The organism is Lysinibacillus sp. KU-BSD001, from assembly GCF_042920265.1.
Lineage (GTDB): Bacteria > Bacillota > Bacilli > Bacillales_A > Planococcaceae > Lysinibacillus_B.
On sequence record NZ_JBDQZI010000008.1, the window covers coordinates 54,479 to 81,207 of the forward strand.

At 37.6% G+C, this 26,729-nt stretch carries 33 protein-coding genes, 1 pseudogene and 1 other annotated feature; of the genes and pseudogenes, 27 read left to right on the forward strand and 7 right to left on the reverse strand.

The window, feature by feature from the left end:
• The first annotated feature begins 220 nt into the window (after positions 1 to 220).
• The 6 genes from AAGS61_RS12745 to AAGS61_RS12770 all read left to right on the forward strand — a co-directional run bounded on the left by AAGS61_RS12745 (position 221) and on the right by AAGS61_RS12770 (position 5,680).
• Positions 221 to 1,255 (forward strand): PAS domain-containing sensor histidine kinase, encoded by a 1,035-nt coding sequence (locus AAGS61_RS12745; protein ID WP_391372359.1) that lies wholly within the window; start codon positions 221 to 223, stop codon positions 1,253 to 1,255.
• Positions 1,252 to 1,893, forward strand: a complete 642-nt coding sequence (locus AAGS61_RS12750; RefSeq protein ID WP_391372362.1) for a response regulator — start codon at positions 1,252 to 1,254, stop codon at positions 1,891 to 1,893. The genes AAGS61_RS12745 and AAGS61_RS12750 overlap by 4 nt, the downstream gene beginning before the upstream one ends.
• A gap of 189 nt (positions 1,894 to 2,082) precedes the next feature.
• Positions 2,083 to 2,379 carry a rhodanese-like domain-containing protein gene (locus tag AAGS61_RS12755; RefSeq protein ID WP_391372365.1) on the forward strand — a complete coding sequence of 99 codons (297 nt, stop codon included), beginning with the start codon at positions 2,083 to 2,085 and terminating at the stop codon, positions 2,377 to 2,379.
• An 82-nt stretch (positions 2,380 to 2,461) separates the two neighbouring features.
• Positions 2,462 to 3,163: a DsbA family oxidoreductase gene (locus tag AAGS61_RS12760; RefSeq protein WP_391372368.1), complete on the forward strand. Its 702-nt coding sequence runs from the start codon at positions 2,462 to 2,464 to the stop codon at positions 3,161 to 3,163.
• A 17-nt stretch (positions 3,164 to 3,180) separates the two neighbouring features.
• The gene (locus AAGS61_RS12765; RefSeq protein ID WP_391372371.1) at positions 3,181 to 4,872 is read left to right on the forward strand and encodes an FAD-dependent oxidoreductase; all 1,692 of its coding nucleotides are present in this window, start codon (positions 3,181 to 3,183) and stop codon (positions 4,870 to 4,872) included.
• 220 nt (positions 4,873 to 5,092) lie between these two features.
• A complete protein-coding gene (locus AAGS61_RS12770; RefSeq protein WP_391372373.1) occupies positions 5,093 to 5,680 on the forward strand; it encodes a TlpA family protein disulfide reductase in 588 nt (195 codons plus the stop codon).
• A 165-nt stretch (positions 5,681 to 5,845) separates the two neighbouring features.
• On the opposite strand, the gene metG is transcribed toward AAGS61_RS12770, so the two are convergent.
• Positions 5,846 to 7,480, reverse strand: coding sequence for a methionine--tRNA ligase (gene metG / locus AAGS61_RS12775; protein ID WP_391372376.1), 1,635 nt, complete (start codon positions 7,478 to 7,480; stop codon positions 5,846 to 5,848).
• Positions 7,481 to 7,527: 47 nt separating this feature from the next.
• Positions 7,528 to 7,770, reverse strand: a binding site (T-box leader).
• A gap of 138 nt (positions 7,771 to 7,908) precedes the next feature.
• Between metG and AAGS61_RS12780 the strand changes: the two genes are divergently transcribed.
• From AAGS61_RS12780 to AAGS61_RS12810, 7 genes are all read left to right on the forward strand, one after another.
• Positions 7,909 to 8,271, forward strand: coding sequence for a GNAT family N-acetyltransferase (locus AAGS61_RS12780; RefSeq protein ID WP_391372378.1), 363 nt, complete (start codon positions 7,909 to 7,911; stop codon positions 8,269 to 8,271).
• A gap of 26 nt (positions 8,272 to 8,297) precedes the next feature.
• On the forward strand, positions 8,298 to 8,594 hold the full coding sequence (locus tag AAGS61_RS12785) for a hypothetical protein (protein WP_391372381.1): 297 nt from the start codon (positions 8,298 to 8,300) through the stop codon (positions 8,592 to 8,594).
• A gap of 194 nt (positions 8,595 to 8,788) precedes the next feature.
• Positions 8,789 to 9,310 (forward strand): sigma-70 family RNA polymerase sigma factor, encoded by a 522-nt coding sequence (locus AAGS61_RS12790; protein ID WP_391372384.1) that lies wholly within the window; start codon positions 8,789 to 8,791, stop codon positions 9,308 to 9,310.
• Positions 9,297 to 10,448: a hypothetical protein gene (locus AAGS61_RS12795; RefSeq protein ID WP_391372387.1), complete on the forward strand. Its 1,152-nt coding sequence runs from the start codon at positions 9,297 to 9,299 to the stop codon at positions 10,446 to 10,448. The genes AAGS61_RS12790 and AAGS61_RS12795 overlap by 14 nt, the downstream gene beginning before the upstream one ends.
• 180 nt (positions 10,449 to 10,628) lie before the next feature.
• Positions 10,629 to 11,063 (forward strand): hypothetical protein, encoded by a 435-nt coding sequence (locus AAGS61_RS12800; protein ID WP_391372390.1) that lies wholly within the window; start codon positions 10,629 to 10,631, stop codon positions 11,061 to 11,063.
• Positions 11,064 to 11,276: 213 nt separating this feature from the next.
• Positions 11,277 to 11,912, forward strand: a complete 636-nt coding sequence (locus tag AAGS61_RS12805) for a hypothetical protein (protein WP_391372393.1) — start codon at positions 11,277 to 11,279, stop codon at positions 11,910 to 11,912.
• Positions 11,913 to 12,318: 406 nt separating this feature from the next.
• A complete protein-coding gene (locus tag AAGS61_RS12810) occupies positions 12,319 to 12,501 on the forward strand; it encodes a hypothetical protein (protein WP_391372395.1) in 183 nt (60 codons plus the stop codon).
• Between the two features lie 131 nt (positions 12,502 to 12,632).
• On the opposite strand, the gene AAGS61_RS12815 is transcribed toward AAGS61_RS12810, so the two are convergent.
• The gene (locus AAGS61_RS12815; protein ID WP_391372398.1) at positions 12,633 to 12,785 is read right to left on the reverse strand and encodes a YpzG family protein; all 153 of its coding nucleotides are present in this window, start codon (positions 12,783 to 12,785) and stop codon (positions 12,633 to 12,635) included.
• Positions 12,786 to 13,144: 359 nt separating this feature from the next.
• Between AAGS61_RS12815 and AAGS61_RS12820 the strand changes: the two genes are divergently transcribed.
• Positions 13,145 to 13,576 carry a hypothetical protein gene (locus AAGS61_RS12820; protein ID WP_391372401.1) on the forward strand — a complete coding sequence of 144 codons (432 nt, stop codon included), beginning with the start codon at positions 13,145 to 13,147 and terminating at the stop codon, positions 13,574 to 13,576.
• Positions 13,577 to 13,630: 54 nt separating this feature from the next.
• Here the strand turns inward: AAGS61_RS12820 and AAGS61_RS12825 are convergent, their stop codons facing one another.
• From AAGS61_RS12825 to AAGS61_RS12835, 3 genes are all read right to left on the reverse strand, one after another.
• A complete protein-coding gene (locus tag AAGS61_RS12825; RefSeq protein ID WP_391372404.1) occupies positions 13,631 to 14,458 on the reverse strand; it encodes a flagellin in 828 nt (275 codons plus the stop codon).
• A 71-nt stretch (positions 14,459 to 14,529) separates the two neighbouring features.
• On the reverse strand, positions 14,530 to 15,384 hold the full coding sequence (locus AAGS61_RS12830) for a hypothetical protein (protein ID WP_391372406.1): 855 nt from the start codon (positions 15,382 to 15,384) through the stop codon (positions 14,530 to 14,532).
• Positions 15,377 to 15,880: a sigma-70 family RNA polymerase sigma factor gene (locus AAGS61_RS12835; RefSeq protein WP_391372409.1), complete on the reverse strand. Its 504-nt coding sequence runs from the start codon at positions 15,878 to 15,880 to the stop codon at positions 15,377 to 15,379. The genes AAGS61_RS12830 and AAGS61_RS12835 overlap by 8 nt, the downstream gene beginning before the upstream one ends.
• Before the next feature lie 543 nt (positions 15,881 to 16,423).
• Here AAGS61_RS12835 and AAGS61_RS12840 point away from each other — a divergent pair.
• Positions 16,424 to 16,786: a hypothetical protein gene (locus tag AAGS61_RS12840; RefSeq protein WP_391372412.1), complete on the forward strand. Its 363-nt coding sequence runs from the start codon at positions 16,424 to 16,426 to the stop codon at positions 16,784 to 16,786.
• A gap of 95 nt (positions 16,787 to 16,881) precedes the next feature.
• Here the strand turns inward: AAGS61_RS12840 and AAGS61_RS12845 are convergent.
• A pseudogene (locus AAGS61_RS12845) lies at positions 16,882 to 17,178 on the reverse strand (AsnC family transcriptional regulator).
• An 85-nt stretch (positions 17,179 to 17,263) separates the two neighbouring features.
• Here AAGS61_RS12845 and AAGS61_RS12850 point away from each other — a divergent pair.
• Positions 17,264 to 17,803, forward strand: coding sequence for a DUF1572 family protein (locus AAGS61_RS12850; RefSeq protein ID WP_391372415.1), 540 nt, complete (start codon positions 17,264 to 17,266; stop codon positions 17,801 to 17,803).
• 68 nt (positions 17,804 to 17,871) lie between these two features.
• Here the strand turns inward: AAGS61_RS12850 and AAGS61_RS12855 are convergent, their stop codons facing one another.
• Entirely contained in the window at positions 17,872 to 18,411 is a 540-nt protein-coding gene (locus AAGS61_RS12855; protein WP_391372692.1) for a helix-turn-helix domain-containing protein, read from the reverse strand.
• Positions 18,412 to 18,597: 186 nt separating this feature from the next.
• Between AAGS61_RS12855 and AAGS61_RS12860 the strand changes: the two genes are divergently transcribed.
• From AAGS61_RS12860 to AAGS61_RS12910, 11 genes are all read left to right on the forward strand, one after another.
• The gene (locus AAGS61_RS12860; protein ID WP_391372418.1) at positions 18,598 to 18,849 is read left to right on the forward strand and encodes a PLD nuclease N-terminal domain-containing protein; all 252 of its coding nucleotides are present in this window, start codon (positions 18,598 to 18,600) and stop codon (positions 18,847 to 18,849) included.
• Complete coding sequence (locus AAGS61_RS12865) at positions 18,833 to 19,741, forward strand: ABC transporter ATP-binding protein (protein WP_391372421.1); 909 nt, start codon at positions 18,833 to 18,835, stop codon at positions 19,739 to 19,741. The genes AAGS61_RS12860 and AAGS61_RS12865 overlap by 17 nt, the downstream gene beginning before the upstream one ends.
• Positions 19,738 to 20,517 (forward strand): ABC transporter permease, encoded by a 780-nt coding sequence (locus tag AAGS61_RS12870; RefSeq protein ID WP_391372424.1) that lies wholly within the window; start codon positions 19,738 to 19,740, stop codon positions 20,515 to 20,517. The genes AAGS61_RS12865 and AAGS61_RS12870 overlap by 4 nt, the downstream gene beginning before the upstream one ends.
• Before the next feature lie 103 nt (positions 20,518 to 20,620).
• Positions 20,621 to 21,340 (forward strand): ABC transporter ATP-binding protein, encoded by a 720-nt coding sequence (locus AAGS61_RS12875; protein WP_391372426.1) that lies wholly within the window; start codon positions 20,621 to 20,623, stop codon positions 21,338 to 21,340.
• Complete coding sequence (locus tag AAGS61_RS12880) at positions 21,321 to 22,076, forward strand: ABC transporter permease (RefSeq protein WP_391372428.1); 756 nt, start codon at positions 21,321 to 21,323, stop codon at positions 22,074 to 22,076. The genes AAGS61_RS12875 and AAGS61_RS12880 overlap by 20 nt, the downstream gene beginning before the upstream one ends.
• 53 nt (positions 22,077 to 22,129) lie before the next feature.
• Positions 22,130 to 22,657, forward strand: a complete 528-nt coding sequence (locus AAGS61_RS12885; protein ID WP_391372431.1) for a PadR family transcriptional regulator — start codon at positions 22,130 to 22,132, stop codon at positions 22,655 to 22,657.
• 123 nt (positions 22,658 to 22,780) lie between these two features.
• Positions 22,781 to 23,533 (forward strand): MerR family transcriptional regulator, encoded by a 753-nt coding sequence (locus tag AAGS61_RS12890; RefSeq protein WP_391372433.1) that lies wholly within the window; start codon positions 22,781 to 22,783, stop codon positions 23,531 to 23,533.
• Between the two features lie 141 nt (positions 23,534 to 23,674).
• The gene (locus AAGS61_RS12895; protein ID WP_391372436.1) at positions 23,675 to 23,881 is read left to right on the forward strand and encodes a helix-turn-helix transcriptional regulator; all 207 of its coding nucleotides are present in this window, start codon (positions 23,675 to 23,677) and stop codon (positions 23,879 to 23,881) included.
• Positions 23,874 to 24,245, forward strand: coding sequence for a hypothetical protein (locus AAGS61_RS12900; protein ID WP_391372438.1), 372 nt, complete (start codon positions 23,874 to 23,876; stop codon positions 24,243 to 24,245). Before AAGS61_RS12895 ends, AAGS61_RS12900 begins: the two co-directional genes overlap by 8 nt.
• Before the next feature lie 110 nt (positions 24,246 to 24,355).
• The gene (locus tag AAGS61_RS12905; protein WP_391372695.1) at positions 24,356 to 25,882 is read left to right on the forward strand and encodes a DEAD/DEAH box helicase; all 1,527 of its coding nucleotides are present in this window, start codon (positions 24,356 to 24,358) and stop codon (positions 25,880 to 25,882) included.
• Positions 25,883 to 25,906: 24 nt separating this feature from the next.
• Complete coding sequence (locus tag AAGS61_RS12910) at positions 25,907 to 26,677, forward strand: YqhG family protein (RefSeq protein ID WP_391372440.1); 771 nt, start codon at positions 25,907 to 25,909, stop codon at positions 26,675 to 26,677.
• Positions 26,678 to 26,729 lie beyond the last annotated feature (52 nt).

A 26,729-nucleotide genomic window follows, 5' to 3' on the forward strand; every position in this document is an offset into this window, starting at 1 on the left:
TTATACATAGCGCGATGAAGGGTAATAGATTCCTATTTCTATTTGTTTTAACTTATTCCCCTATATAAGTAGTGAAATAAGCATGACTTTAAGTAACTGTTCCGCGCTTATTCCAACACATGCTCCTGCACCGCTTCGTCGCCAATAAATTCGCTGAAAAGAAGTACAAGTCTCTGGCTGGCACCGTGACGCCGGGGCGTAAATGATGGTGAGGTGAATGATGATGCTACCAATAATTCAATACGAATATTTAAAGCAGATTTATGAGCACATGCAAGACGGCATAATCATTATGAAGGAATCGAGAGAAATTATTATGCTAAATCCAGCGGCGAAAAAGTTAACGGGCTGGCAAATCGGTGAGGATGTACCATATTGCTCTTTTTGTATGACGCGGAACAATCGTGTAGAAAAGCCTTCTTGCTATTTAATCGCAAACAATGAGGTACCTGCATTTTTATCCCAAATGCCGACATATCATGGCAAAGAAATTGATGTAGAAATGAGCACAGCGGTCATTTATCCAAATAGCGAAACGGGAGAAACGGAATATTTATTAGTGCTACGTGATCATGCAGTGAGGCAGCAGGCACATGAGGCAGCGCTTAATAAAAAGAGGATAGGCGAGCTGATAGAGGCGAAAGAATCTGAACATAAGCGGCTCGCGCAGGAATTACATGACGGTGTAGGGCAGTCTTTGTTTTCTATGTCTGTTGCACTGGATGCCATCGAATCATACGTCCATGAGAATGAAAAGCTGACGAATTATATTGGTGAAGTGAGGCAGGAGCTTCAAAAAGTAATGGGCGACGTAAATGCCTATGCCCATCAATTAAGACCGCATAGTTTGGACCAGCTAGGGCTAAAAGCAACACTCGAAATATTAATTGAAAAAATCCAGAAAAATGTACCTGAACTTTTCATTGAACTAACAACACAAGGACTTGATCGTTGTGATCCCGCTGTTGAAATTAACCTTTATCGCATCGCACAAGAGGCGCTGCATAATATTACGAAATATGCCAAAGCATCTGTAGTAAAAATCCATATTTTAAAAAACAATAAACAAATTTTCATGAAAATCGAGGATGATGGCATCGGGTTTGACCGAAAGCAATTGCGTAGTGAAGGGCTTGGGCTGAAGCATATAGAGGAAAGGGTCAATCAATTAAATGGGACATGTGTAATTCAATCAGCAATGAATGAAGGAACGAGTATTGATATAGTTATTCCACGATGGAGGCCAAATACATGATGAAAGTATTACTTGTAGATGACCATGTGTTAATTCGAAAAGGGATTACGTTATTACTTGAGCAGTATCATAATATCGAAGTGGTTGGAGAGGCAAGTGATGGGGAAGAGTGTTTTCAGCTCATTTATCAAGTGAAGCCTGATGTCATTTTGCTCGATATTTCGATTCCAAATGGCATGGATGGATTGGCGGTTACGCAAAAAGTGAAAAAGGATTTTCCAACGATAAAAATTGTCATACTAACGATGCATAATGAAATAGCGTATGTACAGAGGGCCATTGATATGGATGCAGACGGTTATATATTGAAAAATAGTAAGGGCAATCAAGTGTATGAAGCAATTCGGGCTGTTTATGACGGAAGGACATACTATGATGTCGGGATTCCTGGGGAGCAATTAGAGAAATTGTTTAAGAAAAAAGGTAAAAATAACGCGGATATTTTATCAAACCGCGAGCAGGAAATTGTTCGGTTAACGATTTTAGGGTATACGAATTTACAAATTGCCGATAAGCTATTCATTAGCTCAAAAACAGTTGAAAATCATAAGTCGAATATTATGCAAAAGCTCAACTTAAAAAGTAAGGCGGAACTCATTCAATATGGGATTACAAATAAATACATCCTGTATTCCTAGCGTTACATCTTGTTCTCAAGAAAAAATGAAGAGTCAAAGCAGTTGACAATATACCTAACGGGGTATATATTGAATATAAATAAAGATAGTCAGCCGATTGTAAACTTACTCGGCTATATATTTTTACTTAAAATAATACCCATAGAGGTAAATTGATAGCTTGAAATCACATGACGAGGAGAGAACATGATGAAAGAAATGACAGCAACAGAAGTACAGCAACGTTTAGAAGCAGGCGAAAAGTTAAATTTAATCGATGTACGTGAAGTAGCAGAAGTGCAAGCAGGGCATATTCCTGGCATTGTGAATATCCCATTAGGTTTATTAGAGTTTCGCATGCATGAATTAGACAAAAATACACCTTATATTATGGTTTGTCGCTCAAGTGCACGTAGCGGCCAAGCAACAGCCTTCTTAGCAGCACAAGGTTATGACGTAGCGAATATGGTTGGGGGGATGCTTGCTTGGGAAGGGCAAGTAGAATAAGGTTTTATACCTATAGGGGTAAAAACGAGCGGAATGTAGGCTTTGAAAATAGATTGTTATTGTAAGAGGAGAATGAATGAGTATGAGTATTAAAATTGAAATTTTTTCAGATTTCGCTTGCCCATTTTGTTATATTGGCAAAAAGCGTTTAGAACAAGCAATCGAAGAACTAGGATTCGAACAGGAAGTGGACATTGAGTATAAAACATACTTATTAGATCCTGAAGCTTCGAAAGAGGAGACAAAACCGTTTTATGAAGCGATGATGGAGAAATATGAATCTTCACGTGAAGATGTACAGTTAATGGCATCCTCTATCCAACAGCGAGCAAATGAAGTTGGGTTAACATACGACTTTGAAAAAATGCAAATCGGGAATACGGAAAATGCGCATCGTCTAGCAAAATGGGCACGTCAGTTTAATAAAGAAGCAGCATTGATCGACGCTGTGATGGATCGCTATTTTACAAAAGGGTTAAATGTGAATGATTCGGAAGCATTACTTGCGATCGTAGAGGCGCTTCACTTACCGATAGAAGAAGCGAAAGCAGTGCTTGAAAGTGAGCAATATGCAGAAGACATTGCGAAAGACCGCTATGACATCCAGCAACTTAATGTGACGAGCGTTCCGTTTTTCGTATTTGAAAATAAATACGGGATTATCGGCGCTGAGCCAATCGAAGTGTTTACAAAAACATTAAAGCAAGCACAAGAAGTGGCAGCGCAAAAGTTAAACATTGCGGGCGGCACAGATGTTTGCGGTCCAGATGGTTGTAAATTATAAATTAAGGGGGAAGTAAGATGAAGAAAATCGTAGTTATTGGGGGCGTAGCAGGGGGAGCATCTGCTGCAGCACGTATTCGTCGTTTAGATGAACAAGCAAATATTGTCATGTTTGAAAAAGGTCCACATGTCTCTTTCTCAAACTGTTCATTACCATACCATTTAAGCGGTATTGTTGAAAATAGTAACCGTTTAGTACTCATGAATCCAGAATCATTTGAAGCAAAATATAATATTGACGCACGTGTTGAAAGTGAAGTGGTGAAAATTAACCGCGCTGACAAAACCGTGACAGTCAAAAATTTAGCAACAAATGAAACATATGACGAAAGCTACGATGAACTGATTCTTTCTCCTGGTGCCAGTCCAATTGTGCCAAGATTAGAAGGTGTAGATTTACCGCATGTATTTACGGTGCGTAATGTAGTCGATATTGAACGTTTACAGCAAGCGATTGTCGAAAAAGAGGCAAAAAATATTGCGGTCATCGGTGGTGGCTTCATCGGTGTTGAGGTGGCAGAAAATTTAAGACTGGCAGGTCGTGGTGTCACACTCGTCGAATTTGCGCCACAAATTTTAACACCATTTGATGACGATGTGGTGCAAATCTTGCATAAAGAAATGGTGGATCATGGTGTCGAGTTAATTGTCAACGACGGCTTAGCGAAAATCACAGAAACAAGCATTACGTTAAACTCAGGCAAAGAAGTTAAGGCAGATATTGTTGTGCTAGCCATCGGTGTTCGCCCAGAAACAACGCTAGCAAGTGAGGCTGGCCTTGCAATTGGTGAAACAGGTGCGATTAAAGTAAACCAGTTCTACCAAACATCAGACCGACATATTTATGCAGTGGGTGATGCGATTGAAGTGTATCACCGCATCATGCATAAACCAACTCGTTTAGCGTTAGCTGGTCCAGCACAGCGCCAAGCACGCGCTGTTGCCGATCATATTTACGGTATCCCTACGACAAATAAAGGGGTTATTGGTTCATCGAGTATTCAAGTGTTTGACTACGCAGCGGCAGCAACAGGCTTAAATGAGCGCACAGCGAAACAAATAGGCTTAAATGTAGAGGCAGTTTATATCATTGCACCAGACAAAGTAAGCTTAATGCCATCGAGCAATGTGTTACATTTTAAATTGATTTATGAAGTACCAACAGGACGTATCATTGGTGCACAAGCGATTGGTAAAGGGAATGCGGATAAACGTGTTGATGTCATTGCAACTTTAATTACGATGAATGGCACAATCGAGGATTTAAAGGAGCTAGAGCTTTCTTACTCACCGATGTTCAGTACAGCAAAAGATGTGGTAAATCTCGCTGCACTGGTAGCCACAAACATTATGCAAGGTCGATTCAAGCAAGTACGTGTTAGCGATGTACGGGATTTAGTAGAACAAGGCGCTGTCATTATTGATGTACGTGAGGAAAATGAATTCGCAGCGGGTCATGTAAAAGACGCTAAAAACATTCCGTTAAGTCAGTTCCGCGAACGGATGGATGAAATTCCAAAAGACGTGCCCGTATATGTACATTGCCGTTCCGCACAACGTAGTTATAATGCAGTGATGGCATTAGAAAACAGTGGCTATGACCATGTATTTAATATTTCAGGATCATTTTTAGGCATATCTTTATACGAATACTATAAAGACCAAACGGAAAACCGCGAACCAATCGTTACAACATATAACTTTAAATAATCAATGTGGCAGGAATAGCATAGTGCTTTTCCTGCCATTTTAATAGGTAACAAAAGGGTAAGGCACAAGCTCAATTAGATTGAGCTGTGCTTTTCTAAAAGGGGACATATCCAGTTATTAGCCATTACGTACAGTATTATTCATTTTTCATCATTATATTTTTATATTAATACAATTTTCACAATGAATCGTTAAGCTACAAAGTAAGGGAGGGAAGTAAATGAAAAAAAATATACTAGGGCTACTCATTGTATCGTTACTTTTAGTTTTTGTAGCGGTCAATTTGTTAACAAGCGATGAAACGGCATCTTCACTTGAAATACAACAAGCCGAAAGTAAAGTAGGGGAAGAGACGGTCGAAGTAAATACAGAGGTCAATGCCGAAATACCGTATGCGAAAGATTTTACCTTACCCAATTTGCAAGGTGAGGAAGTTAATTTATCTGATTATAAAGGACAAATTGTCATTTTAAACTTTTGGGCAACATGGTGTCCGCCATGTAAAGAAGAAATGCCACATATGCAAAGTTTTTATGAAAAACAGGATGATATCGAAATAGTAGCCGTCAATTTAACGAGTATGGATGTAGGGTTAGATAAAGTGAAGCAATTTGTAGATGCCTATGGACTCACTTTCCCCATCTTATTAGATGAAGAGGATATCGTCGGTCAGCAATACGGCATTATTACTATCCCAACGACGTATATTATCGACCGGGAAGGAAAGGTATTCCAAGAAATTGTTGGCGCTGTCGATGAACAGATGTTAGAAGAGATGATTGATGCATTAAAAAGTCATGATGAATAATTGTGAAAGGGAGTGTCCGAGAAGGTATTCTGGGACACTCCCTTTACGCCGAGGATGGTGGGAATTTTATTTCTACCACCGCAGAAGCACCGCCTGCAGCGGATATTGAACATACGAACGAAGCACTGTCCGAAAAAGTAACACTTTTCGGACAGCCCCGATAGTTTATTTTGAATTGGTTAATAGCTGTTTATATTCTTCTTCAATACGCTTTGTATCAATGCGTTCAAACAGTGGGGATACGTGCCCGATTGTCGTTGGTAGCAACGTATGTTCCTGCCATTTTTGCTGCTTGATATTGAATAATTGGTATAAACGTTGTGTTGTAAATGGTAAGAATGGTGCTAATAATGTAGCTAAGTTCACAATCATATAGCTACATGTTCGTAATGTTTGTTCGCATCCTTTTAGATCTTCGTTTAATTGAATCCAAGGTTTTTGCGCATCGAAATATTTATTGCCTGCTCGTACATAGTCAAAAACAGCTTCGAGTGCTTGCTTGCAATGTCCCTTTTCAATGAGCATGCCAACTGTATCGTACAGCGCTTGCGTTTGAACTTGGATGGCCGTATCAATTGTCCCTACAGGAATGTGTGAGCTAAAGGATTTTTCGATAAATTTCAATGTCCGATTGACAAAATTACCAAAAGCACCGAGTAACTCACTATTATGACTGTATATAAACTCACGCCAAGAAAAATCCGTATCCCGCTGTTCAGGCGCATTGATAGTCAAAAAATAACGAAGCGAGTCTGGATTGTAATTTTCTACTATATAGGGTACCCATACAGCCCAATTCTGACTAGTCGATAGCTTACGTTTTTCTAGTGTCAAATACTCATTTGAGATAATATGTGTTGGCAGAGCCTGTTGACCGATGCCCATTAAAATAGCTGGCCAAATGACGGTATGAAACGGGATATTATCTTTTCCATGAATATAATAAGAAATCGTATGTTCATTCCACCAATTGTCAATGGATTCATTATGTTGCTTTGCCCATTCTAAGCTTGCCGTTAAATAGCCAGAAACGGCCTCAATCCATACATAAATTTTCTTTTCTTCAAATCCTTCGACAGGGACATCGACACCATTCGGTAAATCTCTTGTAACAGCGCGGTCACGTACACCTTCAGCTAAATAGCGTTTTGTTAATCGGATTGCGTTATCTCGCCATAAGCGGCTTGTTTCTGCATGTTGAACGAAGCTTTCGAGCTGTTGCTGTAGCTTACTAAAAGCAAAGTAAAAGTGCTCTGTCGAACGAATAATAGGCGCATTGCCACAAATTTTGCAACGCTTTTCGCCTAAATCAAGTGGGTCTAAAATAGTAGAGCAATAATCGCATTGATCGCCGCGTGCCTTCGATCCACATTGTGGACAAATGCCTTCCACGAAACGATCCGGTAAAAACTGTTTGTCTGTTTCACAATAGGCTTGTTCAATTACTTTTTTATACAGCCAACCGTTTTCTAGTAATGTTAAAAAGATGTGCTGTACGGATTCGTGATGATGTGTAGCATCTGTTCTTGTGTACAAATCGTAGCTAAAGCCGAGCTTCGTAAAACAATCGACAAATTCTTCATGATATTTAGTCACAATCGCTTCCGTTGTCGTTCCTTCTTGAGTTGCCCGAATGGAAATAGGTGTTCCGTTGCAATCACTGCCCGATATGTATAAAACTTTTTCTCCTTTTAAACGATAATATCTTGCTAAAATATCTCCTGGTAAAAGTGCTGAAATATGCCCGAGATGTAAAGAGCCATTTGCATACGGCCAAGCGCCGCCAATAACGACTGTCATAAAAAAATTCCCTCCTAAAAATAAAAAAAACGCCCTAATCTATAAAAGATTAGGACGATCTAGTCGTGTTACCACCTAAATTTACAAACTGCTCACACAGCTTGCCTCTGCCAGTACGTCAAAAGAGATACCGCTTCCGTTGTAACGAGTGTCATCTCGTCGTAGCCTAACTAAATAGCTCGGTACGAACGCTCCAAGGCCATTTTCAGTAAGGTTCAAATGCTTCATTTCCACCAGCAGAAGCTCTCTATCAAAATCCACTTACGTACTTTCCTTTTCATCGCGTAGGTTATTTAATAGACTATTATAGAGGAACTGTTTGAAATTTTCAACAAAATAGTAAGGAGTGAGCAAATGACGATTAACAGCTGGCATGTGACATACGAAGGGATCACATTCCGAAACAGATTCAAAATAACTTTTTAGCCATGGCTTACAACAAAGAGACGCTGCAGAAACGTCGTGAACAAACACCGTTCTATGTAGCAGAGGAGAATGGTAGCATTAGTGGCTTTGCTAATTTTTCAAATGTCAAAGCCCATGGTGAGGTGGAGCTTACGGCTATTTATTTACTACCTGAAGTTAAAGGAAAAGGAGTCGGCTCAAAGCTACTAACATTTGGGATTGATCAATTATGCCCTAATGCCGTTTACATCCATGTTGAATTGGACAACCAAGTAGGCAAGCAATTTTACCTCGCTAGAAACTTTAAAGTAATCGATGAATTTGAAGAAAATTTTGATGGTCATTTATTACAAACGACGAGAATGGTTTTAGAAGTATTACGCTGACAGCACCAGAGCTTGATGGTATGCATATGATGTGTTTAAGTTGGTCTTATTTTGTGGATATGGAGGATTGGCTGATGAACAATGAAAAAGACTCTAGTTTGAATAACCAAATCCTTGATGCAGAAAGCCAAGCAGCTAGACTCGCTATTATTGCCAGTACGATTAGCATATTTGGTGAATCATTAGGAACGATAGCAGCTGCGCTTGCATTAGAAGAGGCAGAACAGAAAAAGGCGAATAATAACAAAGATATGGAGACGATTAAAAAGCAGTTAGATTATTTGACCTATGAAATGAAGCAAATTAAAAAGAGGTTGAGGTAATTGTGTCGGGGAAGTACCAGGTACGTACCACCGTGGTACCAGGGAAGTACCAGGTACGTACCATCGTGGTGCCAGGGAAGTACCGAGTACGTACAGTACATAGGCAATCGAAAAGAAAACGGATTTGAAAAAATCCGTTTTCTTTTCGTCCTTTTCACGTCGAGCATCGTTTGTAATAGAGAGGGGGGAGACAGATGAGAGATGAGGAAGCAATAAATCAGCTAATGTTGATACATACGTCCCTACTATTTCGAATCGCCTATTATTATACGAAAAACTTACATACAGCTGAAGATATCGTGCAAGATGTCTTTATTAAATTTTTTCAAATGGATATCCCATTGGCTGAACACGAAGTCAAACCTTATTTACTGAAAATGACAGCCAATAAAGCAAAAGACTATTTAAAGAGCTGGCATTACCGAAAATTAATTTTACAAGAAAAATGGTTTCTCCATAAAACAATGACAGAAAAAGATGCCTTAGTGCAGCAAGATGAGGAGGAGGAAATCAGCAAAGCTATTCTTTCCTTACCGCTCAAACAACGAGAATCGATTGCTTATTACTATTTAGAAGGATTGAACATTAAGGAAATTGCTTCTTTGTTACAAGTTCCAGACAGTACCGTAAAATCGCGCCTGTCGAAAGGGCGAGCACAGTTAAAAGAAAAGCTGAAATCCATTGAGTGGGAGGTGCTTTTGCATGAGTCCATATAAATTAAAAGAGCTACGCAATACAGAGCGACACGAACAGGCGATTATCCAACAGGTAAAACAAAATCTTTATAAGAAAAAAAAGAAGACCTATATTTTAGCGCCTGTATTGGCAATAATCGTGACCGCAGCCACATTTTTATTTATCATTGGGCAATTGAAGGGCGATACAGAATATTATCAAATGGCTTCAGGTTATACGCTATTAAATGTCTTTGAACAGGTTGATGGAGACGGGGTCGCCTATAGTGAGCTATTTAAGGATTACGATTCTCAATATTTGCGCCAGTTAACGTATTTCAAGCCGGTCGTATTAACAGAATTTATTCATGCGAATCATGTAAAAATCCCTAAAATAATCGAACCATTTCAAGAAGCGAATGCAGAAGTGCTAGCTGTAAATGATGGTATGCAAACAGAACTACAGTTTACATTTACAATTGAAAATGAAAACACGGAAAAGCCCGAGTATATTATCATTTCGGTTGCTAAACATTTTATGGATATTATGAAGACGAATGATTTTTCGACTTTACATGAAGATGCTGTAGGCAACTTAGTGTTACATGAGCTGCTAGATGAGACGACACCGCTTATGCACCAAATACGTACAACCAATAGTGCGCTTGTCTATCGCTATTTCACATATGATGAAGGTTCGAATAAAGTGAATGTAACAGCAACAAGTGCCAATGAGTTATACACGTATTATAACGGCTTTATTTATCATGTAGGCTATGATGTGGAAGGTAACTCGCATAAGGTGGTTTCCTATGTGAAGGACTTTATATTACACAACAATTTACATGAGCTCAATATGGAACAAAACACAATGGGTGAGAAAGAACAGGCAACAGGAGGACAAAGCATCATGATGGCAATCGGGATCTTATTGATTGGGCTCATAGTAGCTATTGTATTAACGAAAGGGACAACTAGCAAATATAAGCAAATTATTTGGGGCATTACGACGATGTTGGTCATTGCACCATTATTATCTTGGCTTTTAGGCATAAGCTACGGGATTTACGAGGGAGAAGGTTTTGCTGCAGCGGGAGTTATCGTTATTTTATTCCCAATTTTATTTTTAACGGGGCTTGTACTTATGATAAGAGGAATCTTCAAAAAAGAAGTCATGTAATCGAGGTGCCGAGTGGGTGAACCGCGAAAAGCCCCTATTTGCTCCGCTTTCGTCATAAATGAATTAGGATAATATAGTAAAATTATTAATTATTTAGGTTTTTATTCTGTCGTATTATTCCGCTCTTTCCTGTATATTGTATATGTTTGTTATACTCATTTAATAGAAAAGAGGAACATAATGAAAAGGGCCATTTTCTTCGTTTTATTTTCCGTTTTTTTAGTTGCGTGCAATTCTAGTATGAACAATGTTCGGCAAGTTCCTGAAGGGAAAATGATTATAGATGACCAAGAATATATAATGGAATCTTATCGATATAACTGGAAAGAAAAAAATACTGAAATGAAACATATTCGAGCTAACACGATAGAGGAGCTAGCTGAGGAACTTCAAAACATATCGGTTGCTAAAAATAGTAAATTAAAATTTAGCTTCGAAAAAAAGCCGCTCTCCATTTCAGTGTATCAACATGATCAAGAGAAGAAACTGACAACAGTAGATGTAAAGGAAAATGAGCTAACATTACCAGCTGATGAGGGGTACTATATGTATGAAGTAACGGCAGAATGGCAACAAGGTGTAATCACTTTTATATTCGATGTCGAGGTAAAATAATGAGGTAGGTGGAAGTGATCTGCCCATATTCTATTTTGATAAACTTGTAGCACAACCTCTCGGAATTTTTCGGTTTTCTTCTATCATTAATTGTGAAATTTTAGAACGATCATAAAATCAAATTCAAATGTTTAACCTATTATTTGAATAATTGTTTTTTATTTTAGTATAGTAGTGTGGTGCTTACAAATCTTTTCGAAAGAGGCGATACAATTGACGGAATTGAAGAAAATGACAATTCACCGCGCATTAACAGAACTAAAGATGTTACATAACCGAATTGAGAGCGTTACAGGACAAGTAATGGCTGCGGCAGCCCATCGCAAAAGCGAGACAAAAATCAATGGTGTTGACATAGATGAGTTTATGAAAAATATGCAAGGCTCCTATGATAAAGTGGTAGGGTTAATTGCCTATCGAAATCGATTAAAAGCATTAGTTGTGGAATCAAATGCGAAAACAATAGTCAAAGTTAATAACGAACAAATGACGGTTGCGGAAGCGATTGAACGAAAGCAATCGATTCAATATGAAAAAGAGTTATTGGGCATGCTACATAAGCAATATATGAGTGCGATGCAAAGAGTAGCAACGAACAACAATGCTCTACCCGAAAAGCTTGAAACATATTTAGTGAATATTTTAGGGAATAAAGACAAGCAATCACCTGAAGAAGTAAAGCTACATACGGAAACCTTTATGAAACGGAACGAGTATGAATTACTCGACCCACTAAATGTAAAGAAGGTAATCGATACATTAGAAGCGAAGATTGACGAATTTGAATCAGAAGTAGATGCGGTACTCTCTGAATCAAATGCCACAACATTTATCGAAGTACAACAATAAATCCTTTGCATAGTCTTGCGAAAACAGAAAACGATTAGTCACTCGTTTTTGGTGTGCACGAGTTAAAATAATGAACACCCTTACAAATACTTTTAATCAACTAATATAATTAATAAAGGCTCAAAGCTAAAAGTTTAAAAGTTAAAATTCACGCTTCAAAGTTCTTAAAACATCAACGTTAAAAGTTTAACGCTAAAGCCTCTTTCAAATCCTGGGGCACTGGTTGAGGTAATGACTAATCAGGACCGTCTGTAATCCACCAGGCAGCTTGTGCTGTGCATATACATATAGAAAATCAAGATTGCGCATTACGTAATCTTGATTTTTTTATTTTAGTATGGAAGCAGTGAATAATTTTCTCTTTTTGAGCTATACAATCAATAAGCAAAGAGGGGAGGCTACTCATTTGTCTATCGCCAATAGTGTTGGAGTATTATTTTTCTTTGTAATGTTTGTCGTCGGCATGATGTTTTCCAGTCAAATCCCGTTTTTAATCGTTGTGGGAATTGTCGGTTTAGTTGGTACTTCCTATTATATAACGCGTATCGTCTCGGCTATGCTGAGGGATATGCGAAGGAGAAATTCGTAGCTGGTGCCACCGAGGTACCACCATTGTACCAGGTACGTACCAGCGTTGTACCACCCTTCTCCCTGGTACAACAAAACAAAAACCCGGAAACTAACTTCCGGGTTTGATTTCACTGAACTCTTCATAATAATTTAAAACTGTCGAGCTTTTGCTTCTGATCTCAATATTTGGTTATGAAGAGAAATCTCCGTTTGTCCATTTACTTGAGATTTAGCGTGCTTGATATTGGTCCAGTTCTGGTGGATCTTCTGAGATTTTGGATCTAAATAGTCCTTCTTGCTCATCGGTATCTCCTCCTTAATAATTATGAAGATTTCTAATGTGAAACCGCAGTTAGTATAACTCCATTTATCGATATTATGCCTCGTAACATAGCTCTATTTGAAAAAACTATTACTATATAGAAGGCATTTGTTTTTTAGAGTCACAAAGAGTATTTGAAATAGGTGAATGCACTACCTTTGTTAAATCAGCCTCCTTTTTTAACTCTAAATTTTAAAAACCGACTATATAGTTTTGCAAACAAATACGTAAATCCCCTTCCCTTATTTACCAAAAGATTTTTAATAAATTCAAAAATAGCGTAACTTCCTCTCCAGTTAATAGTCTAAATTTATAACAACAATGCACGAGGAGGGAGCGTATGCGGAGTAAACCGTTAGTAGCTGCTACAAGTTTACTAGTTGTATTCATGATTTTTTATTTACCGAGCCAAGCATTAGGGACAAGTTGGGCGTATTCATTTGTTGTATGGGATGATCATATTTATGTCATAAGTGATGAATACGTTACACATATAAATGATGAGATCGGTCATGTAACGAACTATTCGGATATGGAACAGTATGGTGGCAACTTTTCAAACACCTATAAAAAAGGAACAAAATACTATTCAATTCAAGGAATCAGCACAGATGTAGCAATAGCCGTAAAAGAAGGGAATGGAAAGTATAGAAAGGCAATGAGGGAAGGGGAGTACACTTACAACAAAGGAGTATCTGCCTATGCAATGTCTGTTTTAGGTACGGTAGCAGTCCTCCTCATTTTGTTTCTTGTTTATACGCGTTTTTTTTAAAAAAGAAAGGTGCCTACTTGTCTTTTCTCAGCGAAGGCACCTAGTCAACTATTATTATTTTGGATTCAACAACTGCAAAATCGAAAAAGCTTGTTGTCTATGCAAAGTCATGGCATACATCGCTGCTTGCATCAAAATACTTACCTTTGTCATATTCATCATTTCTTTCGCAATATCGGCATCACGAATGCGAGATTCAGCAGCTGTTAAATTTTCTGCTGTGTTTTCTGTCACATTATAAGCATGCTCTAACCGATTATAATAAGCACCTAATTGCGCACGCTCATGTGAGACGTTTTTTAATGAGTCATCTAATGCTGAAATGGCTGCATCTGCATTTTCCCTTGTTTTTATATCCAAGCTATCGAGACCAATGGCTGCTCCGCTCATTCCATTAATAAAAATGTCAATAGACTGTCCGCTATTCGCACCGACTTGAATTTTGAGTGGGTCACTAGCATGATCCCCATTTAATAGTGTTTTCGTATTGAATTCAGTATCTCTTGACACACGTGTAATTTCTTCTTTTAACTGCTGGAATTCGATGTCGAGTAGCTCACGGTCTGCATCGGTTAGCGTGTCATTGGCAGCTTGTACGGATAGCTCACGCATGCGTTGAATCATCGCATGTGTTTCGTTTAAGGCACCTTCTGCTGTTTGCAATAATGACATCCCGTCTTGAATATTTTTACTCGCCATATTTAATCCTCTAATTTGAGCCCGCATCTTTTCAGAAATAGCCAGCCCTGCTGCATCGTCAGCGGCACTATTAATACGATACCCCGATGAAATGCGGAGAAGAGCCTTATTCATCGCATTCATATTCCGCTGGTAATGACTATACATCATCATCCCCATTGCAGACCAATCACCAATACGCATATCGCCACCCCCCTTTCCATATTGTATCGGTATTTCCATTTTTATTTAAAGACTAGTCAGTACTAGATTTCTTACCAAAGATATTGTGGGTCATCTGTAAACTGAGCTAAATATGGAGGCAGAACGATACTGAAAATGATGGAGTACCAACCGAATATCCCAATTAAAATAAATAACGGAATCCCTAGTAGCCCAAATATAATATAGCCCGCAATAAACACCCCTGAAGCAAGGTGAAACTTTCTTTTAGATTGTTTAGTAAGGTAAAGCCTTTCATCGCAATACGGACATGTTTCCTTAGCAGAATATCGCAGTCTCCTAGTAATGAATTTTTGGGGTAACGGTTCTTTGCAACATGGGCAAGTAGGATGAGGCGCATCTTTTACAAGCCATAATAAAAGAAGTGTAGCATGAATGTTATAAAGTAACAGAAAATAACCGTGCAGGATCGAAAGGGATTCCGTTACGATTACAGCACCACTGGCGATACATAAAACCAGTCCAATCGCGAAAATAAACAAAATCAAATGATGATTTTTCTTGAATGTCAATAAGCGTCGACCATATTGAATGGCACGTACATTATTCCAACGTGTAGATTTGAATAGTAAAAGAACAGCGAATACGCTTGCTAATACAAAAGAGATAAGGGTAGCAACACCCCATTGGATTATATTTTTCGGCATGTCACTGATAAATGATTCACCTGCATCACTTGCTGTAACAATCGCATTTTCACTACTAGGCTGTAGAGAGATAAATAATAGAAAAAGGGTCATTGCTACAAATGAGGCGAGGACAGCCGGATATGTATAGTTTTTTGGCGCACGCTTTGTATAAATCGTTGTTTGTAGCTGCTTTTTTTGTGCGGCCGATAAACGGATTTCTTTTAGCTGTTGTTCAAATTTATTTAACTCATTATTCATCAAATAACACCTCCCAGTCGATTTTGGCAAGTTTTGGCTTCAGCTCCTGACGAGCACGTTGTAGTCGAGATTTAATAGTCGATTCGGGTGTAGCAAGAAAATGTGCAATCTCCTTTGTTGTCATATGTTCATAGTAATAAAATAAGAGCACCTCTCGATATTTAACAGGCAATGTTAACACAGCCGATACGACTTCCCCCCGTGCTTCCTTTTTCAAAAGCGGTTGATCGGCCCGCTCCACCTTTGACTCAAATAGCTGAAATAATGGAAACGTCCGTGCCTTCCAGCTTCGTAAATAATCATAGCTCCGATTAATCGTCATTTTCACTAAATAGGTTTTCAACGAACTTTTGCCTTGGAATTGTTCACGCTTTTTGTAATAAGTAAAAAAGACATCCTGCACAACTTCCTCTGCTACTCGCTCATCCTTCACATAAATGAAAGCAATTTGATACAAATAATCACTGTAAGTTTCAATCAATTGTTCCAGCTCCATTCGGCAACCTCCTTTCTACTATAATAGACGGATAGTAAATCGGTTTGGACGAAAAATCCACGAAATTATAAAATTTTACCAAATTTATATCATTGAAAGTTGAATAGGGGGTTTTTCAATGCTCTTAAAGTTTAGATGAACAAACCCCTGAACTGAATCCAAATGAACGGATTGGGTTGAGAGGCATTTTGTCGACACTGGCGCAAAGTAAAATAATTTTATTGTCGACTCATATTGTGTCAAATATCGAGTATATTGCAAAAAACGTAATTTTTTTAAAGCATGGGAAAGTTGGGGGAATGTGTAATTTCTTATAGGAGTTTGCTATTGATCAGGCAAACTATGCCGTTTCTAATATCCAATACAATCAATCGAGTATTACGATTTGATGTATATCACATGAAAATCCACATACAGCAGCTATAACTGTACAACCAAGATGTGTATTATTTTGGCACGCACTAAATTGAAGCGAGGTGATAAACGCTTTCGGTAGGGATATTTGGGCAGGTATTATGATCATCTATTAAGGGAGGAGAAACAATGAGAAATGTGGCGAGTGTTCTATTGGTAGCCCTTTTGTTGTTCGGGTCACCATTTTTGAGCAATCAGGAAGTTCCATCCATTCTGTTTTTGTTTATTGGTATTGTCCTTCTCATTACAATAGTAGCGATTGTATATATCCATCAAGCATACCCAAATAAACATAAAGCAATGCTGAAATTGAGTGTGTATGTCTTTATTGTTGTCATATTTGTGCCTTGTTTTGCAAGGATAAACATTTTAGACGAGACGATAACGGATTGGACGTTCATCCGCTATGTAGCAATATTTATCACTGCACCAATCATTTTAGCGAGTACTGTTATTTTTGGTTATCGTCATCATTTAATGTTGAAAAAATAATACGATTAACTGTTCTTTGAATAATAGACAGTATTATTCGAGGGGCAGTTATTTTATATATTTTGAATCACAAAAGGTTCAATTATCCTTTTCTCCTATGAAGATAGTACGATATTCGTCGAGGGTGTGCCGTATTGCATGGATACATCGATAAAGTGTTCTAAACTTTCTACAGAATTAAGTAACTACTTTTGTTTGCTAACGCTTTACAATCTTTTGATTTAAGCAATATAAGGACCCAAATAGGACGGTTCATTTTTTGAGAGAGACATGTGCATAATATCCTTCAATCATTTGTTGTTCCTCTAATTTAAGACAGCTAGAGAAGATAAATGAACAGCCACCGCTAGTTCCTTCGTCGAAATTTTTGCATTCCCCTGTAATATTTTGATCCATACATTTCGGTATTAGAGCATATAAGTTAAGTACGTAACAGCAATATATAGAGTAGGGTCTTGTGAAAAGGAGGCAGGTTAAGTGACGGTGGAATGGGAGTATTTAAAAGTGATTCGAGCTAGATTTGAAAGTGTGAAAAAACTTGGGGATGGTGCTATTCAACAGGTAACGAAAGAAGAAGTCCATTGGCAGCCGAACGAGGCATCTAATAGTATCGCCATAATAGTAAAGCATTTAAGTGGGAATATGATATCAAGATGGACCGATTTTTTAACGACAGATGGTGAAAAGCCCGATAGAAATCGTGAACAAGAATTTCAAGATACGATATCCTCATTAGAACAACTTTATTCACTATGGGAAGAGGGATGGGCTACGGTTTTTGATACGTTAAATACATTACAAACAGATGATTTGTTAAAGACAGTAGTGATTCGTGGGGAAAAACATAGTGTAATTGATGCATTAGAAAGACAGTTGGCTCATTATGCGTATCATGTAGGGCAAATGATATATATTGGGAAGCAATTGAAGGGAGTGAATTGGGCAAGCCTTAGTATTCCTGTTGGGAAATCAGAAGCATATTTGCAAGAGATGTTAAAAAAGCATAATGCAGAATAGGGGGATTGTATCATCATACGAAACGGCGACGCAAAAATAAAAGTCGCCGTTTTGCTTGTCCTTCTGCTTTAAGTTTTTGGAATAATATTAATCGCAATCGTTCTTGTTTCTGCTTCTTCCGTTAGGTTGTTCATTTGATAGTATTTTGTCACTAAACCGTTGAGCTCTTGATGAAAATATGTGAATTGCTCGTCTGTTAATGTTAGCTCTATGAATGAAAAGGTAGCTGAATCTTCATCTTGTGCTTTATCCTCAAGCGATTGTAAATAATGTTGATATTGGGATAGTAATACTAATTGATAGTTGGAGATGTAATTTATTTTTTGTTCTTTCGATAAGCCTTTCCAGTCGGCATCATTCAGTCGAGCTGCCCCTTCATGTAAAGAATAAAATTTCTCCGTGACGGAACGTACTTTTCTTTCTTTAATAACGTGAATAATATTTTCATCCACTAATATTTGAATATGTCGATATAAAGTAGCTTGCGGAACATCTTTAATGACGGTAATCATCTCCAATGTACTTAAACCACCTTCTTTATTTTGCATAAGTGCCTGTAAAATTTTCATTCTCACAGGGTGCATTAACACTTCTGCTTTGCTTCGCATCATGAGCGCCTCCGAATCATTTAAAAGTTGTAATCACTGCAATAACCAATCATTTTTATAAAAAGTGATAATGTTATCACAAAAGATAATACAGAATAAATGGCTTGTAAAGTTAAAAAAAGATAGTGAATTTCCTTCACCTTTATATTATCATTATTGATAATGATAACAAAAGGGGATGAAAATATGCAACTGCACTATGGATTTGATGAACTAGGGGAAATTGAGTGGGGCGTGATTTTGCCCATTTTAATTCCATTTGTCGTATTGTCACTGTTATTAATTATGATTGCTTTAATGGACTTATATCGTCATCGAAAGGTACGCGAAAATGTCTTAAAGTGGACGGTCATTATTTTATTATTTAATACGATTGGACCGATTTTATATTTTACTACAGGTAGAAAGGATGTAAGTAAGCGTGCGATTAGAGATTAATAACATTACAAAGAAATTTAAACAACGAACGGCTGTCGAACAGTTTTCAATGGTGATCGAGAAGAATGAATGTGTAGGGTTAATTGGACCAAATGGGGCAGGTAAAACAACGCTAATACAAATGATTGCCGATATTTTAGAGGCTGATGAAGGAAATATTTTATTGGATGGTCAAAAAATAGCTGCTCAGAAAAATCAAATTGGTTATTTGCCTCAGTATCCTAGCTTTTTCACATGGATGACAGCTTACGATACATTGCAGTTTATGGGGACTTTATCGGGGATAGCGAAAGAGCAATTGCATATGGACATTCCAAAAATTTTAGCCAACGTAGGATTAGCAAATGAAGCACAAGCCAAAGTGGGAACCTTTTCAGGGGGGATGAAGCAACGTTTAGGGATTGCACAAGCCTTGCTGCATAAACCAGCGTTACTTATTATGGATGAACCTGTATCAGCGCTAGATCCGATTGGCCGAAGAGAAGTGTTAAATTTGCTAAAAGACATTAAAAAGGACACGACGATTTTATTGTCTACACATATTTTAGGGGATGCGGAAGAAATTTGTGAGCGCTTTGTCATGATGAAAAACGGGAAGAAAATAGAAGATGCTACAAAAACGGACCTACTGAATCAACAGCGGGAAAATGTCATTTATATAACAATCCAATTAGAAGATGAGCAAAGGTTAAAAAGGCTGGAACAGTTGCCATATATACAAAAAATAGAACATGTACATGGGCGTTTTAAAATTTTTATAGATGATGTAGAAAAAAATACACATCATTTCTTGCAGCATGTACTAAAAGAACATATTCGCTTTCAAAAGTTCGAAATAGGCGGCAACGAAAGCCTGGAAGAGAAATTTTTATCATTGGTGGTGGATGTATGAGTACATTTTTTGCACTAAGTAAAAAGGAAATCAGTCAAATGATGCACGACTATAAAATCATTTGGCTACCTATTGTGTTTATATTGTTAGGGCTAACTCAACCGATACTGATGTTTTATTTGCCTGTTATAGTAGAAATGTTTGGTGGAGTAGAAGGCATTACAATTGATCCGGCTATGACTAATTATGATGGACAGGAAGTACTCGCCTCTACATTAAGCTCACAATTTGATCAACTTGGTATTATCATTCTTGTCATTGCAACGATGGGCGTTATTCAAGCAGAAAGAGCCAATGGCATGCTGGCATTTATTTTAACAAGACCCGTTTCCATTGCTTCTTATTTAGGGAGTAAACTGATTACACACTATGTATTAGCTGCTAGTTGTGTAGCAATTGGTTATTTTGTGTCATATAGTTACACAGGCTTTTTGTTTGCTGCTGTACCACTTGCCAATATGCTACTTGCATTAGCGGTTTATAGTGTTTGGCTCCTATTTGTCATGACGTTTGTAGTCATGCTTAGTGCTATGTTTCATAGTCAGGCATTTATTGCGTTAGTGAGTATTGTCGTGCTTTTGTTGTGTCGATTCACTGCGGGGCTACATCCATTGCTTGATCTAATCAATCCTGGCAGTATGAGCGTTCGAGCCATTTCGACGCTAATGGTCGGTAGTATGGGAGAGGCATGGCTCCTGAATATGGCTGTAACACTTCTCATCATAATTGGCATGGTGCAAATGATGCACTACTGGATTGGAAATAAAAAATATTAAATGAAAAATCCTTTACTTTTCTAAGTAGTGTGACATATTATATAGTCAACAGTTAATATTCAACGTTGAGTATTTGTTGTTGACTAAAAGGGGGTTAATAATAATGTATATTCAGGCAATAAATCTTCAAAAGTCGTATAACAAGCGTAAAATTGTGAAAGGGATTCATTTGGAGATTGGGCAAGGGGAGATTTTAGCTGTTATTGGTCCAAATGGTGCAGGGAAATCAACGACACTCGAAATATTGATTGGTCTTAGAAAGGCAGATGCAGGGGAAATCAATTATTGGTTGGATGCATACAAAGAAAAAATTGGCGTACAGCTTCAGGCAGCACCATTTTTTGTAGGTCTCAATGCCTTTGAAAATTTAAAGCTTTTTGCTGCTTTTTATAAAAAAAAATTAACAGATTGCCAAGTGAATGACATGCTAAAAATATGTGGTTTATATGATGTAAGGAAAGTGGATGCGTCCAAACTTTCGGGTGGACAGCAAAAAAGATTAGCGATTTCGATTGCACTCATTCATAATCCAGACCTTATCTTTTTAGATGAACCGACAGCAGCGCTCGATCCACGTGCGCGTCAGGAAATTCATCATCTCATCAAGCAGCTTCATAAGCAGAATAAAACTGTTGTTTTTACTTCACATGATATGGATGAAGTCGACAAGTTAGCTACAAGGGTGATGATGATTGACGAAGGAGAAATCATTGCACAAGGAAATCCAAGTGCATTATGTAGGGAGCATCATGTATCGAATTTGGAGCAATTGTATTTGAAATTGGCTATTGGAGGGGAACGCAATGTTTCAAGTAATTTTTAAATCGATGCTTGTTACGGCTGTAAGAGATAAGATTACGGTATTTTATTCATTAGCCTTTCCGTTACTCCTGATGATTGGTTTAGGCTATTATTTCGATCAAGGTCAACAGCAACTGCAAATTGTTGCAGGGATTACAGCTATCAGTACAATATTTTGGGGAATGCAAGGGATTGCGTTCCAAGTACATGCACAGCGAAATCGGGGCGTGTATAAATTAGTAAAGCTAACACCTATGCCACTCATTTTATTTATCTTTATCATGGTACTGGCAAGGACATCTGTTGGTGTACTCATTAATTTCATCGTATGGCTCACGGGTATTTTATTGTTTGATATAAATGTAACGGGCAGTACACTCCTGCTAACGTTTTTACTAATTGTCATAGGGACACTTTGTTTTACAAGTATCGGTTTTGTTATAAGTAATTTTGCGCGTAATGAAGCACAAATTAGTATGGTTTCTAATTTCATACAGCTGCCTATGATTTTTATGAGTGAAGCTTTTTATAGCCTTGATCGTGCACCAGCATGGGTAGTGTTCATCGGTAAAATGTTGCCGTTTGAACATTATGTGAAGGCACTTCGAGGTTTATTGTTAGTAGAAGAGGGCATATTGTTGATCGGCTTTGGTATCCTATTCGTTTATTTATTATTTGCTTTGTTCCTATCGATTCTAACCTTTAAATGGGAGAGTAGTGAGGAGAAACCGAGAAGTTGGAAGAAGCGTACGTCCTAATTTTCATGTTATAATACTCAATATTGAATATTTAATATTGAGGTGTATGCACTATGACAAGATTAATGGTCTTAGGATTGTTAAAATCAAAACCGATGTCTGGGTATGAGATTCAACAATTATTAACGAAGAGTCAAACGGATGCATGGGCAGGTATTTTACCTGGGTCGATTTATCATGCACTTAAAAAAATGGAGAAGGAAGCATTAGTTGAAATTGATTCGATTGAACAAACGGGTAATCGTTCGAAGGCGATTTATAAAATTACAGCAGCAGGAGAAAAGGAATTTAGTCAGTTATTAGTAGAGGCATTGCAAGTGTCTTCTGTCCATTTGCCGAGTCAGCTATATACGGGTCTGAGTTTTATCCACTATTTAGAGAAGGATGAAATACGCCAAGCATTACAAAATCAACAATTATTATTAGAAGCACAATTAGCTCAACAAAAGGCAGGAATTGAAGTAAAACGAAATCATATGCCGATGGATGAAGTGACAGAAATGCTTTTTCAAAATGTTTTTAAGCAATATGAGCTGCAATTGGACTTAATTGGAAATTTAATTCGACATTATGAATCATAATTAGAAATAGAGTGACAAAGGCATTGGTCACTCTATTTTTTATGAGAAACACTATTTTCATTTGCATCTCACGTTACGTTAGCTTTTAAAATAAGTATAAGCATGAAGCAAGGAGGGGACATAGTGTCTACACAATATTCTATTGGGGAGTTTGCTAAAAAAACAGGCATGACCATTCGGACATTGCATTATTACGACGAAATGGATTTATTGAAGCCAGCCTTTCTTTCGGCATCTGGACGCCGTTATTATTCAGATGAAAATATTATTCAGCTCCAAAAAATTGTCTCTCTCAAATTTCTAGGCTATTCATTAGAAAAAATTCACGAATTAATTTATGTAACCGATTGGGATTTACAAGAATCTCTCCAATTTCAAAAGCAAGAGATGGTACAAAAAAGGGAGCATCTTGACCACGTCATTCGTGCACTTGATCACGCATTATTTATGATGGAGGAGCAAGGAACAGTGAATGCGAATGTGTTTATGGCGCTTATCCACAATATTCATAAAGAGGATGAGCAAAAGGAATGGTTGAAAAATTATTTTCCAAAGGATTCTGTTGAGCAAATGTACAGTTTATCGGAAGAAAAGCAAATGGAGTTAAACAGTAAAATGGCGCGGCTTTTTGATGAGCTAAAAGGGGCTTTTGGACAAGATGCAGCAAGCCCGACTGTTCAAGCATTGATTGAACAATATTTTGCCTTAGCGCTTGAAGTATACCCAGGCACAATGGAGCTTGTGCAAGAATTACAGGGGCAAGAGATTGAAATGGAGGACAACACCGAGCTTTTCCCTTCGCCTTTTTCAAAACAAGAAGAACAATGGATAGCTCAAGCAATGCAATATTATTGGGATGATAAGATGAGTAAGTAGTATAGTGATGTGGATAATCATAATTAAATATAAAGTAGGAGAGTCAAGTGTAACTGAATGTAAAGTACACTTGACTTTTATTTTAGTGCGATGTAAAGTTTGTTTAACGTAAAGTTGACTTTACTTTTAGATGGAGGAAATATGAAAAACAATATAAAAAAACTACGAGCACAACATCATATGACGCAGGATCAGCTAGCTGAATTATTAGCTGTCTCAAGACAAACGATTATTTCGCTTGAAAAAGAAAAATATAATCCATCCATCATCCTCGCATTTAAGCTAGCAAGTGTGTTCAACTGTCAAATTGAAGATATCTTTATTTATGAGGGGGAGAATAATGAATAGATCACTTTGTATCATTATGGGCTTTTTCTTTTTAATAGTAGGTGGACTCATCAATTGGGCTCATATTAGTCAAGGGAAGTTTCCAGAAAGTTTAATGATAATCGGTATAGCGATTATGTGTTTTTGCTTAGCTTATTTAGACAGTCATTTTAAAGCGAAGGATGAAAGAGCTCAAAAGATTAGAGAGCGGGGCATTTACATAAGTTATTTTTGGCTTTTAGCTATTATGTTAATTTTACTCATTTTAGTGAACCCTTATTTTAATATAATTTCTATTAGTGCTTACCATTTACTGTTAATCGTTATGACTTGTTATATATCCATTGTGTTTATAAATTTGGCTTACTACGCATGGAAACTTTAAGGATAATGGCCCTCAAAAATCATCAACCCATTATTGCACTAGTTACTTTTCCCAAACATAGCTTTTTCTTTTTTGGGTAATCTAAGCGAAAACGTTGGGAGGTGGCGGGGATAATTATTGAAAGGTCGTCTGAATGGCAAGAGGGATTTATAGAGCGATTAGAACAAAAAGTCCCTTGGGATAATTGGCAGTTATACAAGATGAGTTATGAAGTGGAGAAAATGAATCTAATTCCTGATTTCTCTGGTTTACAATGCCCTAAAATTCTGTCCAACCTTTCGCCATTGCCACATCAATTGCAAGTGGCTGAAACGGTCATTGAGCGAATGAATGGCAAGGCGATTTTAGCCGATGAGGTAGGTCTTGGGAAAACAATTGAAGCAGGGCTTATTTTAAAAGAGTACCTTATTCGTGGGCTTGTCAAAAAAGCACTAATCTTAGCACCAGCCTCGCTTATAAATCAGTGGGTAGATGAGTTAAACAGTAAATTTTTTATTCCAGCGCATGCCTATAAAAAGAATACCCAAATTGCCCATTATCCAATCATCGTCATGAGTATGGATACAGCGAAAAAAAGTCCACATAGGGAACAAATTTACATGCAGCAATTTGACATGATTATTATTGATGAAGCACATAAATTAAAAAATCATAAAACTCAAATCTACCAATTTGTCCAAAGCTTAAAGAAAAAGTTTTGTTTATTGTTAACGGCTACACCGATTCAAAATAATGTGTTCGAGCTATTTTATTTAATTTCTTTATTAAAACCAGGTCATTTAGGAAGCTTTGAGGCATTTCAATCTGCCTTTTCTGCAAGTAAATATGATTTAGAGCATGATGAATTTTTAAAAGAGCTTGTGCATCAGGTGATGGTAAGGAATCGTCGTCAGGATACAGGTATTGAATGGACGAACCGCTGTGTTGAAATGGTGCCTATTTGTTTTACAGATGAGGAGCAGCGGGTATATAACCAAATTCTACATTTAAAAAATATCTCATCTATATTTTCTGGCGCATTCTCGATGATTACGTTAATTAAAGAAATGTGTAGTAGTAAGGAAGCGACCTATTTAACGCTCAATATGATGCGGCAAAAATGTACGAATGAAGAGGAAATTGATTATATTGAAAGGCTCATTGAAGAGTTAATGGCATTAGAGATCAACTCAAAGGCAGAAAAAACACTCGAAATCATTCAAGAAGCGAATGATAAAGTACTAATTTTTACAGAATATCGTGCAACACAAGCGTATTTACAATGGTATTTGCAGACAAAGGGGATAACGAGTGTTACTTTTAACGGGAAATTTAGTAAAAGTAAGCGCGACTGGATGAAGCAGCTTTTTAGAGATAAGGCGCAAGTACTCATTGCGACTGAATCGGGTGGAGAAGGAATCAATCTACAGTTTTGCTCGCATGTCATTAACTATGATTTGCCGTGGAATCCGATGAAGCTCGAGCAACGGATTGGTCGTGTCCATCGTTTAGGGCAGGAGCAGGATGTGCATATTTACAATTTAGCCATTCAACATACGATTGAAGAAGACATTGTTCGTTTGTTAAGTGAAAAAATTGATGTGTTTGAAAAAGTAGTAGGGGAGCTAGATGCCATTTTATCGGAAAAATCGATTTGATTCATTGATAAGTGAGGGATAATGATGTACCCACAACAAGTGCAACAATATTTACAAACATTTTTTACGGAAACAGGTTGCGACATTGTAACGAGTAGTCCACATGTAATGACAGTCCAATTAACGATTGATATGGATAAAAAAATGATGAATCGCCCTTTTTATTGGCAATATATTGAGAGCACAAATGGTGAACCTAATCCGATGCAAGTGACGTTTATTACGGATGCACACTATATGCAAAAGGGCCTTGCTGGAGAAATTGTCAACTATGGTTCGCCGCGGCTTACCCAGTTGTTTCGTGTCACAAAAGAGCTAGGGGCTTTTGTCCAAATGTTTGAACAAGTAGAGCGCGGGGCGACGCTCACACCTTGGCTTTGTGTTAATTATAAAGTGTCATACAAATGTGATCTCGCGAAAGAAAAGTTGTATTCATTAGGGATTAATTTAATGACAGGTGAGATGGAGGACGGTTTCCATGAATCACTACACACCGTTCATTTGACGCCTAACATACCAGAGGATGTGTATGCACTTCCATATATTATTAAACCATTGCACGCCCTGAAGCGGTTAGATGAAACAATCGAAGCGCTTATTCATCAGGAGGACCACACTTGGGCAAGTGATGCACAGCAACGTTTAACCAAGGAGCTACGTGTACTGGATTATTTTTATGAAGGGGTAGACAACAAACCAGAATGCTATGAAATTGAAAAAACAGCATTAGAGGAGCGTTACACACCGCGAATTTGCATTGACATTATGAGCGGGGGCTTATTTTATTTGACGTAATCATTGCGAGGTTTTAGCTGTTGAAAATAGAGAAGGGAAAGCGGCGACTAAA